Source organism: Dyadobacter diqingensis, from assembly GCF_024220585.1.
Taxonomy (GTDB): Bacteria; Bacteroidota; Bacteroidia; order Cytophagales; family Spirosomataceae; genus Dyadobacter; species Dyadobacter diqingensis.
Genome location: NZ_JAMXKF010000004.1, coordinates 16,173 through 28,965 on the forward strand (window position 1 = coordinate 16,173; position 12,793 = coordinate 28,965).

The following is a 12,793-nucleotide window of genomic DNA, read 5'->3' on the forward strand; positions in this document are numbered from 1 at the left end:
CATGATATACCTTGATATCATGCCCGGTTTTTTTGTATCCAGCCCTACTTCACAATAACCTTTATCGCTTGTTTCTCGTTACTGCCTTGTGTTTGCAGTTGCAGGTAATAAACACCCGCCGGCAAGACGTGATTTGCTTCAACCGAGAACGAATCCGATGATTCTGTTTTTCTGATATTGACAGGGATTTCAATTCCGGAATTATTGAATAGTTTCATCGATGAAGCATCCTGATTGGCAGCTCTAACCGTGAAATTTCCCTGGTTTGGATTTGGATAAACGAAGTTCCCGTTTTTATCAGATTTTACCAGAACGCCGATAATTCTTGACAACTCGGAAGTACCGTCAAAATCATGTTGTTCCAGGCGGTAATAGAATACCTTACTATCCTGAACATCTGTATCTGTAAACGTATAAGTTGATCTGGCAGACGTGGTTGCGTTGCCTGTTACATAACCAATCTTCTCAAAATGAGAGCCGTTATTACTTTTTAACACATCAAATCCCTGATTGTTTTTTTCCTCGGATGTTTCCCATTTCAACGAAACCCCTTTATGATCGGAACTTCCACTGAATGATATGTAATTCACAGGCAATGGTTTGGTCAGGTTTAATCCGATCAGAACCGGGTCGTGATCAGAAGCGCGGAAGTGGTCGGCGTTGTAAAAGCTGGTAATTTGTCCTGCCGATTTAAACTCGGTGTTGTAATCCAGCACACTCGGTTCGTCGGCATTGATATGCCATTTTTCTGCGCCGGTTACCTGGGAGGTCAGTGTGCTGGTGGCCAGCGCATGATCCAGTGAGCCAACCTGTCCGTCAAAAACATAGGAATACGAAGTTTGCGGAAGCAAATTGTTATAGCCTGCAGCAGCCAGTTTTGTCAGCGGTTCCTCCTTCGCATAGGCATTTAAATCACCCAGGATAAGGTAGTCGCTGTCCGCAGTACCCGTTGGTTTGGTTGCAAGCCAGGTTGCCAAATCCTGCGCCTGGCGTGTACGTGTTCCGTTTGATTCGCCTTGTCCGTCGCCAGCGTCCGCATCGCCGGCTGCGCCAGCGCTTGATCCTTTTGACTTAAAGTGATTTACAACCACAGTGAATAGCTCGCTGTTAGCAATCTGTTTGAATGTTTGCGCCAATGGGCGACGGCCTACCAGATCAAAGGCTGCACTGGTGGTTAAGGTAGCCGGCGAGCCTTCGGGTATAACTTTATCGGTTTTGTAAATAATACCGACGGAGATCGCATCCGTAGAAATACTTGAACCGGTGGCGGCAGGGTCAACAAAGGCATAGGTTCCGCTGCTGCCCGGTTCTGCGTTAAGTCCGTTGATCAAATCCTGAAGGGCGGTAGTAGGTGTTGCACCGTTGGACTGCAATTCCATAAGTCCCAGTACGTCTGCTCCGGAACCGACCATTGCTTTAATCACTTTGGTACGCTGTCTTGTAAATTCTTCTGCGGTATTGGCGCCACGGAAATCAGTGCCACTCACGTTAAGATCCAGCGATGTGAAATAATTTAAAACATTGGCGCTGCCTACTGTTAACGTGGCGGAAGCCCCAATACTCGGCGGAGATACCGGGCGAACATTTGCCGCCGTAAAGTTAACACCTGTTGCCGTCTGAATTCTATACCCTTCAAGGCGTTCGTCAAGAATTCCGGTAACATTGCTTACCTGGTCACCACCCCGCAAGGTGTTGACGGCACTTAACGGATTTCCGCCCCGACCAAAAATAACCGGATCCGGGTTTTGCTTTCCGCTGCCGTCGTCAAGGATGATTTTTCGCTTTGCATTTTCAGCCAGATATGCAGCGTATCCGGCGACGCTTGGTGTATTGAACTGGGTAAACTGATCAAGTCTGGCATCGGTTCCGGCCAGATTGTTAGTCCCTTCGGCCGCGAGAACAACCTGACCGTAACGGCCCAGCTGAAAGTATTCCGTGACAGCCAGGTTGCCTGTTGCAGCACTCAGGTTTACAAGCATGCCTTCATAACGTTCAAGATCTGATACGTTTGCGACAGGCAGCTTAACTTCGGTAACGGTCGGAAGCGGAGCGGTACCCAGGTTAATGACACTGGTCAGCGTTTTTAATTCCGTTAAACTTGTGGTAACGCCGCTGGTTGTACTTACGAAATCAACAACGGTTCCGGTAATACGGACTTTGTCACCTTGACTGACCGTAACCAAACCAGCCGGATCGGCCGTGACATTATAGACAAAGATCCCTTCCGAAGTTGCAGGATTGGGGTCCACGTCGGCATCTTCCTCCTGTACATAAAATCCGTTCAAACCATTTGTTCCTAAAAACGTGCGGGTAACAATTCCTTCTATCGTTTGAACCCCTGTTAAAGTCGCTGTATTGCCGCTTCCCTGAATGTCATGGATGAAAGTTGCTGCTACCGGCGCAGTGCCTAATGTGACGATTTCGCTGCTGAATTTCTGAAAATTGTTTTCACCAAGATCTTTGGCAATAATTCCGTCACCGTAAAAAACTTGATCTCCATTGTCCACCAGCAGCTGCACCTGACTTGCTCCGGTTAGTGGAGACGGAAGGTCAACGATGGACTCAAAACTTCCGCCTGCATTCAGCGAGGTAAGATCGGCCAATTGTAAAACAGGAACATCGGTAGCGATACCCGTCCAGGTGAAAAGTCTGAAATCCTTTGGGGCCGTTCCGGTTGCAACGTCGGCAGGTCCAGCCAGAATTAAATATTCTCCCGCCGCATTGCGCTGAATTTCACGAATTCCGCGTCCGCCCAGATCAAGCTGGATAGGTGTACCAAAGGTCGCCGGACCAGTACTTGGGTTGCCGCTAACCAATGTAGTCATGTTCGTCCAGGGCACAATCAGTGCTGTGGTTCTTGCATTGGTAGGAAGATTCGGTGCTCTGAATGCGATAAAACCGGTTGTCCCGTCCGGCGCGACGGTAAGTCCTTCAATATTGAACCCGTCAAGAGCTGGGTCTTCCGGCGTTTTGCCTATCGCCGTACTGGCTGCAAAACCTAAAACGTTGCCATTCGCATTGTCCCAATCAAGCAAATCGGTTTTTAACCCGTCATATCTTCCCACATAACTTAATGTAGTTGACGCGCCATTGGCCGTGATATCGGTGGCAAACAGGCGGCTGCGGTTCGGACGGCTGTTTCCGTTTGAGGCATTTCCATGAGAACCCAGCCAGTAAATTCGATTGCCAATTTTTACAGAAGACTCAATATCCACTTCGCGGGGCAGTCCGCCAGACAAATCCGTAAGTCCCAGTGAGGTAGTATAATCAAAACCCGCAACAGGTAGACCTGAATTCGTTCGGTTGTAGAGGCGAAGAATCTGGTCTTCATCATCCGCTACCAGCATAAAATCCGCATCTACTGCCTGCGCCGTGGATGCATCACTGGCCTGTGTCAGGAAACGTGTTGAGGCAGGCGTGGTTGACGCAGCAGAGGCCGCATACTTGATTACATAAGAGCTTGTCAGAGAGCCATCAGAGACTGTAACGGTAATATCAGCATACCCGGCACTGCTCGGTGTGATTTTCAGATTACGGCTATTGGTATTTCCCGTTGTAAGTGTAAGATTGGCATTGGTAACAACGGCAGTATTGCTGCTGAGTGCCGTCACAATCAGTGAACCTGCCGCGGTTTCAATATCGCTGACATTAAATTCAAGACCGATCGTGCGGGCAGGATCCGTAGGGTCACCTAGGACACCGCTAACAAAAGCCGCGGGATTAGCGACCGGGCTATTGTCAGGAATACTTAGATAGGTTGTCGTTTTTTCGGCGTCAATAATTGTTTCGTTATCTGCAAGGATTACTGGCGGATTTGGGTTGGGGCCAACCGGACCACAGGAGTTAAGCGGAGCATCTGCTCCGGCAATGGTCAGTCCCGTGCTGCTTGCTGTCGGGTTGACGGTACTTACAGTGCCCCAGACACCATCATCGTCCGTTGCGCATCCAACCACCAGGCCGGTTATGGAATTTCTCTGCTCTATTCTGCGGATTCCGTTGGCATTTGAATTAGGGATGATCGCGTTCCATGATCCTGCCGCCGTGGAGTAGGCGGGAACCAAATTGGATACGGCTGCTCCGACTGCTTCCATGGCTTCAACGGGTGCTATGTAAAGCGGTCTTCCTGAGCCAGCTGTGTTATCATATATCACCACCAGATTTTTCGCCGTGGCATTGGAAACTTCTTTTAAGAAAGAACCATTGTTTGCTCCGGCGGCGTTGCTGTATCCAAGTACCGTAATACCGGAATCAAGCGCCCGCCGGGATAGAATTGTACCTGTGGTGGTGCCTATAACAATACTTGGGTAAACGATATTACCGGCGGTAAACCGCGCATTCCCGGTATTGACAAAGCCAAACCAACCAGTATAACTTCCGCTGGCGTCGGTCGTGAAGGTCTCATAGCCATTGGCCGTTGATAAACCAGGTCCCGAAGTATAGGTGTATAAATTTCCCGCGGTATTAATTAAAAGCGGGTTTCCGGCTCCCGAATTAGTGGAAGTGAAGTCCGTTGTAATGGCCGCCTGGGTGTAATAGCGATAGGATGTATTGGCCGTCAGCCCGGTAACTGTTGCTCTGAACATAACCGGCAACCGGGTACTGCCGCCGCTGGACATATACAGCGGTGTGAGTACCGACGTGAAACCTGCCTGGGTCAGGTTCTGGGCATGTATATTGCCTGTCGCCGTGATCAAAGTGAGCAAAAAAAGGAAAGCAAGATTTGCCTTCCACCTTGTAAAAATTCTCATCATTTGTGTTTTTGTTAATTGTTTAAAAGTAATGCAGAATGTAAATGGGTTGGAGATTACGAAAACAGGTGAAGGGTTTTTTATCGTGTTGAAAAACAGGAGTTTAAATCTGTATTTCTTTTGTAGAGAATAGTGTGTGTACGTGCAGGTCTTGGTGTTAATTTCTCTTCAAGCAGGTTATTCACGGATTTTATTCTTTAATGCACTTCAAAATTCTGGCTATTATCCTGATTAACGCGAAGTTTACCGATGAAGATTATGTTACCTTTTTTTGATAAATGGTCATGGTTTAATAACAGGTTACCGACGAGCACCCACAACACCAAAAACCGGAACAGTTGAAGAAGTAAATTTGAAGATCAGCGCTTTACAGTAATTATTTTTCGTAGGGTTTTAAAACAAACCGGAAAATGGTTTTCTTTATTCTCTCGCATATGATTGCTTACGGACCGATTGCTCCACGCATTTAATAATATTAAACGATACGTTATGTTTCAGGAAAATCTACTGCTTATTCTTGTGCTTCTTTTTGCCGTTTTTATGCTGGTCATGCTGGCGCAGAAACTTAATATTTCATATCCTATTTTTCTCGTGCTGGCCGGACTGGGGATTAGTATAGTACCTGGTATGCCACAGATCGAAACGGAGCCTGAGTTGATTTTTCTGATATTCCTGCCTCCGCTGCTGTACGAGGCTGCCTGGTATACTTCCTGGAACGATTTCTGGAAATGGCGCCGACCCATTGGTATGCTTGCTTTTGGCCTCGTGTTTCTGACGGCCATGATCATCGCATATGTTTCTACCGCCATGATCCCGGGTTTTACACTGGCGCTGGGTTTTCTGCTGGGTGGTATTATTTCTCCTCCCGACGCCGTAGCGGCAACCTCCATTTTGAAAAACGTTAAGATTCCCAAACGGATTACCGCAATCCTGGAAGGCGAAAGTCTGATCAATGATGCGTCCAGCTTAATCGTTTTCAGATTTGCGCTGCTCGCTGTTATTTCGGGGCAGTTTTCTTTGCAGCAGGCCGTTGGTCAGTTTTTCATTGTTTCACTGATGGGTATCGCCGTTGGGTTGCTGATTGCCAATTTCATGTACCTGGTTCATCGTTTCCTGCCCACCACACCGAGTATCGATGCTGCGTTAACATTGATGACGCCCTACATCATGTACGTGGCGGCGGAACACTTTCACTTTTCGGGTGTGATGGCAGTGGTAAGCGGAGGACTTTTTCTCTCATATCGGTCTCACGAAATATTTACAAAAAGTGATGCACGTTTGCAGGCGACAAGTGTCTGGGCGACTGTTGTGTTTGTCATGAATGGACTGGTATTTATTCTGATCGGTCTGGAACTGCCGGCTATTATCGAAAACCTTGGGGATTACTCGACGGTTCAGGCCATTCAGTATGGTTTGGTAATCAGCTTAATAGCCATCGCTATCCGTGTTTTATACGTGCTTCCCATTGCCTATGTGCCGCTTTGGCTGGGTAATACCGTCAGAAGAGATCCTGTGAATCCGCCCTGGAAGGGGCCGGTTGTCGTGGGTTGGGCGGGCATGCGCGGGGTGGTTTCCCTGGCTTCGGCGTTATCGATTCCCTTACTTTTAGCCAACGGAACGCCGTTCCCACATCGTAACCTGATCCTGTTTATCACATTTATTGTGATTCTCGTAACGCTGGTTTTTCAGGGACTGACCTTACCTATCCTCATCAGACTCATCAAAATAAAAGATATTGAAGATTTCGCACCCGAGGAGGAGCAGGATGCAGCGATCCGTCTAAGGCTAATGCGTGTGGCATTGAAAGAACTGAACGAGAAATACGCTTTTGAGATCAGGGATAATGAGCTGGTTGGTTTTCTTAAAAATCAACTGGAAAATGATATTTCCCTGGTACATCAAAGACTGGAATCGCTTGAATGTGATGATACCGAGAAGGAAGAAATTGAGCTGTATAACAAAGTTCTTCTTCATCTGTTTACAGTGCAGCGGGCAGAATTATTTGCGATGAAAAAAGGCAATCATTTTAGTGATGAAGAGCTCCGGAAAATGGAGAGACAGCTGGATTTTGACGAGGCAAAAATTAATGGCGTATATCATTAATGCAAAGGGCGAATATTTTTCATTGACTGCAAATTCGAAAATCATGAATGTGCCGGGAAACCTTCTGGCACATTCATTTTATAATCCAAATTACTCACTCCACGGTGAATGCAAAATGCAGTCGCAGAAATTTTTGCGGTGAAAATTCGGGATCATGTAAGCACAAACATCGGCTTTGATATTACCAAAAGTGGTCTCGGTTTTATGTTCAAATCCTGAAAAGAATGTTGGGATAATATTCTTTTTGAAGTTGTTACGTGGAAAAGCGCGGATAATTTCTTCGCGGTTTGCATCACTCAGGTTTTCGTAACCTTCACCCATTACATCCAACCCCACACCAGCGTACATCAGTGCCACTTCCGCCTCTTTGTGTTCAGCGATACCGATGGTCGTGTGCAAGGCGATGGTGTCCCACACAAGCTGCAACGATTCCTTTGGCAGACCATGACTTTTCAGGAAATCTCTTGCTGCATTGGCGCCATCTACCTCAAACCGCAGGTCCGGACTGCTGTAATGCGGAACCAGCCCCAAATCATGAAAGACAGCGCTTACATATAATAATTCGGGATCATAACGCAGGGATTTCTGTTGCCCGTTCAAAGAAGCAAACAGGAAAACACGAAGGGAATGATTATAGATAAATTCGGTGCCATGTTCGAGCAGTAATTCGGTGGCCTGTGTTGCGAGCGTACTGTCGGGTATGGTTATCCCCGCAACAGATTTTAGATGATTAACTGACATGTTTTAAATGGTTTAACGAATGGATTGTGATAAAAAACTGATGCACAAAACTAGTTAAGCCATGAAGGCCAGGGAATGTCAAACCCGGTCGACTACATGCCAATTTTTACAAAGCTGATCCGGTAAAGCTGCGGTGAAAACTGTGTGTATTTTTTGAAAAAATGGCTGAATTGTTCCGCAGTAGAGAAATTGAGGTCAAAAGCGATCTCTTTCACCGGTTTGGTGGTAAACTGCAAAGCCCGTTTCGCCTCGGTGATGATGTGGCTGTTGATGATGTCTTTCGGGCCTTTATCGCTGTTTCTTTTGCAGATATCAGACAGCTTTCTGGTCGGAATGTTAAGTAGGGCTGCAAATTCTGAGACGTCATGCATGCTTTGATACCGCTCTGCAACCAGCGCCATAAATTGTTGGTAAAGCTGACTTTCGTGACTGTCGTATGCTTGTATCAACGAGTCATTCAGATTGCCCGTTTTAATCATGATAATTTTCAGGTAAGCGGCCAGCGCATCCACTTTGTTTGGATAATCATCACTCGAATATTCCAGAAGCAATGTTTGAAAAAGTGATGAAAATTCATGAAAATCAGGAATGGGAAGGTGTTGGTTGGCAGTAATATTATTGAACAATACTGCCTTGCAATTATTGGCGCTGGCAGGTGTTTTCTCCCAAAAACAATCACCAAAACAAAGCTCGTACCCGGAAACGACGGTGCCCACGGCGAAAGAAAATACCTGTCCCTTACCCAGCAAAAACATTTCATTTTCCACGACCGGGTAGGTTTTGTCGTCGATAAACAGGGTGCCCGAACCTTTGCGGATCAGAAAGATACGGTTGTAGGTAATGCGTAAAACCGTGCTTGTTTCAACCACGTGCGCATCCCACAGACTAATCGAAAAGGAATCCCGGATTTCCTTATCAATTAGTGTTTCAAAAGAAATGGTTCCGGTCTGGTCCATCATGTGGCTGGTTATCCTGCGTTAATAGCTCTTTTAAAAAATCCGCCGATGAAACTGCCTGCAAATGTGAGAATACAGCTGCCATAGAGACTGAAATTTTCAATTTCCTGTCGCCCCGCGTTTTCAGGGATGTCCGTAAACAAAAAATACCCGGCCAGCAGAAAAACACATTGGCAAATGGCCAGCAGCCAACCTCGCACAGGCTCGACAAAACCAATGGAAATGGCAGAGATGACCGCCAGGAAATAGGGGAGGTGGATGCTTTCGGCCCCTTTTATTTCAACGATAATAATGGCGCTGGTTACAACAATCAATACCGAATTTGCCGCCAGTCGTTTATCCAGAAACGGTGTCTTCGTTTGCACGGTCTGATTTTCACCAGCGAGCTTCATTTTCAGGATATCACTTTCTTTCAGGAAATCTTTCTGCGCTTCCGCATCGAGCCCAAGTGCCTGATAGGTCAGTCCCCGCCAGCGATAAGGAGCCTGGCTTTGATCTCCGTCATACAAAACAGCCTTGTCCAGTGATTCCAGCGCGTCTTTCAGCATACGGTTTTCATAGTCCAGTTTTCCTTTTTCCAGATGCAGCTCGGCCAATGTTCCGTCGTAGCTTAACCCGCTGATCAGATCTTTCCTGGCTGCATCCGTATTTCCCAACTTTTTGTAACAAAGCGCCCTGTACAGATAGGCGACGCTGGACTTAGGTTTGGCTTTTATTTTTGCGTCAAAATAATCAAAGGCCAACTGTATCTGCGCGTCGTTATAAAGCTTGATGCCGTCTTTCAGACTGGCGGCTTCCTTTTCCGATTTGGTACGCAGATCCGCGTAGTTTCTCAAATAATATATATAGCCAAATACGGCCAGCACAACTAAAAATTCCATCTTTCGGCACTCGGATTGATACAGGGTTCAATATTACTTATAAAATGCTTCGGGCAATCATTCCGTATTCCGGAAATTTCCCTTTTTCAGGAAACACCCTGTAAAGGAAAGCCAAAACTTGCCGGAAAAGTGCCTGACTAAGGGACTTATTGTTAAAGAAAGTTAAACCCGGCAGCTGACCCGAAATGCTTAACTTTTTTTAAGACAAACCAGTCAATGCCTGACTATACATTTCCATAGTTTTGACCGATGAACCTGAATGGTAAAATTCTTTGCTGCTCACTGTAAGTGCCTTACTAAAATAAATGACAACGGATATCGGTATCAAACACTACAAAACCCATGATGACTTTCAAAAGGATTAACAACCTCACCGGCTGGATTGTTTTTGCAATTGCTTTGCTGACATACCGGCTGACCATCGAGCAAACAGCCAGTTTCTGGGACTGTGGCGAGTTTATCGCCTGTGCGTTTAAATTACAGGTCCCGCATCCGCCAGGCGCTCCGTTTTTCTTATTGGTCGGCCGACTTTTTTCTATGTTCGCCCTGGGTGATGTTACCCGGGTTGCATTCTGGGTTAACATGCTTTCGGTGTTATGCAGCGCATTCACGATCCTTTTTTTATTCTGGACGATAACGCTTTTGACAAGAAAGCTGATCGGAAAACCGGACAACGAGATGACGCCAGGTGATGTGATACTTTCCATGGGAGCGGGCATTGTAGGCGCTCTGGCTTATGCCTGGTCCGATTCATTCTGGTTTTCAGCCGTTGAAGCGGAAGTTTATGCGATGTCTTCCTTTTTTACAGCGATTGTGATCTGGGCGGTTTTCAAATGGGAAAAAATAGAAGACGCTTCTGAGGAAAACCGATGGCTGATCTTCATTGCCTATCTCACGGGTATATCTATCGGTGTTCATTTGTTAAACCTTGTTACCATTCCGGCATTGGCTTTGGTATATTATTTCAAAAAATATCCCAGACCGGGGTTTTTCGGAGGTGTTATGGCTTTAATGGGTGGCCTGGTGGTTCTCGGGATTATTAATTCGGGGATAATTACCGGCCTACCCACACTCGCCGGGAAATTCGAAATATTCTTTGTTAACACGTTCGGGCTGCCTTACAAATCAGGGATTATTGTTTTTATCTTTCTCTTTTTAGGCTCCCTCGTTTGGGGTATCCGTTATGCGCATCAAAAGGGAAAAGTACTGCTCAATACCTGCCTGTTGTCATTTGCTTTTGTGCTTATCGGTTATGCTTCCTATCTGCTTGTTCTGGTTAGGTCGGAGCATAATCCGCCGATCAACGAGAATAACCCGAGTGATGTGTTAAGTTTTGTTTCGTATTTAAATAGAGAGCAGTATGGAAGTCGTCCGTTGCTTTACGGGCCATCCTTCACTTCGAGACCGGTCAGCCAGAAACGTGACACACCGGTTTATCAGAAGAAAGACGGTAAATATGTGATTCAGGGTTATCGCTACGACTATGATTACGAACCGGGAAGCAGTATGCTTTTGCCTCGTTTGTACAGCACTCAACCGGGGCATCCACAGCTTTATCAGCAGATGACGGGGCTGGCAGAGGGCCAAAAACCAACGATGGTACAGAACCTTTCTTTTATGTTTTCGCATCAGCTAGGGCATATGTATTGGCGTTATTTTCTCTGGAATTTTGTGGGGCGTGAGAGTGATGTGGAAGGGGCGGGAGCGATGCTGCCCTGGGATGTTGTCAAAACGTATCCGTCGTCCATTGCTCAGAACAGAGCGCATAACAACTTTTTCATGCTTCCGCTGCTGCTTGGACTGGCTGGTATAGTGGCGCTTTATTTCAAAAACAAAAAGGATTTACTGGTTTTAGGCCTGCTCTTTTTACTGACGGGAGTTGCGTTGGTGATTTACCTGAATTCGCCGCCTGTGGAGCCCCGGGAGCGCGATTATATTTACGTTGGGTCATTTTACATCTTCTGTATGTGGATCGGGATGGGCGTTGTCGCGGTGGCCGACGGCGTCAGGAAATGGTCGGGTAATGCATCAAAAAGTGCTGTTTTTGCAAGTGTAGTGAGTCTGGCAATTCCGGTGATCATGGTGATTAAGGGCTGGGACAACCATAACAGAAGCAACCGTTATCATGCTGTCGATTTTGCTAAAAACCTGCTCAATTCCTGTGCTCCCAATGCCATTTTGTTTACCGGCGGCGATAATGATACTTTTCCGCTCTGGTATGCGCAGGAGGTAGAGGGTTTTCGGACCGATGTGCGCGTTTGTGTGCAGACTTTTCTGGGTACAGATTGGTATATCAATCAGTTGAAAAGGAAAACCAATAAGTCAGAAGGCCTGCCTTTGTCTCTGGATACCAACAGTTACGCATTCGGGAAAAATGATTATCTACCGTTTTACGAGATTCCGGGTGTAAAATCCGGTATCAATCTCAAAGAATACCTCGAACTCATCGGGCAGGAAAACAAGGCGATTCAGGTGCCGCTGACGAGTGGTGATATGGCCTCAATTTTGCCGTCGTCGGTTCTTTTTCTCCCTGTAAATACGAAAGAGGTAGAGAAGATGAACATTGTCAAAAAGGAGCTGTTGCCGCTTTTGGCGGATTCCATGAGCTGGACAATCGGCAAAAATGATTTGTATAAGGCTGATCTGGTGATGCTTGACATCATTGCGAGCAACAACTGGAAAAGGCCGGTTTATTTTTCCAGTACGATGGGTGGTTCTAATAACCTGGGGCTGAAAGAGTATATGCAGCTCGAAGGATATACTTATCGCTTGCTGCCTGTGCGTGTGCCGGGTGCTTCGGATGGTTATGTGAATTCGGATGTGATGTACGACAATCTGATGAATAAAATGTCGTGGCGGGAGTTGAGTAACAAAGAAACATATTACGATAACACCTATCTGGGCGCCCCGGTCGCGACGGCAAGAATTGCGTTTTTACGTCTTACAAATCAATTACTGGCTGAAAATCGTAAGGAAGATGCCCGAAAAGTAATGGATAAGGCGTTGGCGGTAATGCCAGACAACAGCATTCCTTACGATCAGATTTCGTCAAATTATATCGGGATGCTTTTTGATCTCGGCGAAAACAAAAAAGCTTTGGATACTGCCAAAACCATGGCCTTACGTGCCAATGAAAATCTGGAATTCGCCAAAAAGAATCAGGTTTCGGGAAGCCGGGATATTAATGCGGATCTATACATTTTGCAAACAATCGTGCAGGAATGTAAGCAGGCAAAACAGGACACGGCTGCCAGAGAATACGAAGCAATTTTCAGAAAACATTTACTGGCGTTCAATCTGTACAGCAGCGACGCCGAATAGTATTTTGAAATGATAAAACCAGATTCTGTTTCTTTCGATTACG

General features: G+C 46.3%; 6 protein-coding genes. 2 read left to right on the plus strand and 4 right to left on the minus strand.

Going from position 1 to position 12,793, the window contains the following annotated elements; all coding sequences use genetic code 11:
- Positions 1 to 44: 44 nt before the first annotated feature.
- Positions 45 to 4,751, minus strand: a complete 4,707-nt coding sequence (locus tag M1L62_RS12605; RefSeq protein ID WP_254413412.1) for an ExeM/NucH family extracellular endonuclease — start codon at positions 4,749 to 4,751, stop codon at positions 45 to 47.
- Between the two features lie 486 nt (positions 4,752 to 5,237).
- Here M1L62_RS12605 and M1L62_RS12610 point away from each other — a divergent pair, with 486 nt between their 5' ends.
- Positions 5,238 to 6,851, plus strand: coding sequence for a Na+/H+ antiporter (locus M1L62_RS12610; protein WP_254413413.1), 1,614 nt, complete (start codon positions 5,238 to 5,240; stop codon positions 6,849 to 6,851).
- 90 nt (positions 6,852 to 6,941) lie between these two features.
- Here M1L62_RS12610 and M1L62_RS12615 read toward each other — a convergent pair whose 3' ends face one another.
- The 3 genes from M1L62_RS12615 to M1L62_RS12625 all read right to left on the minus strand — a co-directional run bounded on the left by M1L62_RS12615 (position 6,942) and on the right by M1L62_RS12625 (position 9,429).
- Positions 6,942 to 7,592: an HD domain-containing protein gene (locus M1L62_RS12615; RefSeq protein WP_254413414.1), complete on the minus strand. Its 651-nt coding sequence runs from the start codon at positions 7,590 to 7,592 to the stop codon at positions 6,942 to 6,944.
- Between the two features lie 92 nt (positions 7,593 to 7,684).
- A complete protein-coding gene (locus M1L62_RS12620; protein WP_254413415.1) occupies positions 7,685 to 8,551 on the minus strand; it encodes an AraC family transcriptional regulator in 867 nt (288 codons plus the stop codon).
- 8 nt (positions 8,552 to 8,559) lie between these two features.
- On the minus strand, positions 8,560 to 9,429 hold the full coding sequence (locus tag M1L62_RS12625; protein WP_254413416.1) for a tetratricopeptide repeat protein: 870 nt from the start codon (positions 9,427 to 9,429) through the stop codon (positions 8,560 to 8,562).
- A gap of 342 nt (positions 9,430 to 9,771) precedes the next feature.
- On the opposite strand from M1L62_RS12625, the gene M1L62_RS12630 reads away from it, so the two are divergent.
- Positions 9,772 to 12,750 carry a glycosyltransferase family 117 protein gene (locus tag M1L62_RS12630; RefSeq protein WP_254413417.1) on the plus strand — a complete coding sequence of 993 codons (2,979 nt, stop codon included), beginning with the start codon at positions 9,772 to 9,774 and terminating at the stop codon, positions 12,748 to 12,750.
- The last annotated feature ends 43 nt before the right edge of the window (positions 12,751 to 12,793 follow it).

What these genes read in the sequence shown, in the direction of transcription:
- M1L62_RS12615 (WP_254413414.1), bottom strand. Translation starts at nt 7,592, where the DNA reads ATGTCAGTTAATCATCTAAAATCTGTTGCGGGGATAACCATACCCGAC.
- M1L62_RS12625 (WP_254413416.1), bottom strand. Translation starts at nt 9,429, where the DNA reads ATGGAATTTTTAGTTGTGCTGGCCGTATTTGGCTATATATATTATTTG.
- M1L62_RS12610 (WP_254413413.1), top strand. Translation starts at nt 5,238, where the DNA reads ATGTTTCAGGAAAATCTACTGCTTATTCTTGTGCTTCTTTTTGCCGTT.
- M1L62_RS12620 (WP_254413415.1), bottom strand. Translation starts at nt 8,551, where the DNA reads ATGATGGACCAGACCGGAACCATTTCTTTTGAAACACTAATTGATAAG.
- M1L62_RS12630 (WP_254413417.1), top strand. Translation starts at nt 9,772, where the DNA reads ATGATGACTTTCAAAAGGATTAACAACCTCACCGGCTGGATTGTTTTT.
- M1L62_RS12605 (WP_254413412.1), bottom strand. Translation starts at nt 4,751, where the DNA reads ATGATGAGAATTTTTACAAGGTGGAAGGCAAATCTTGCTTTCCTTTTT.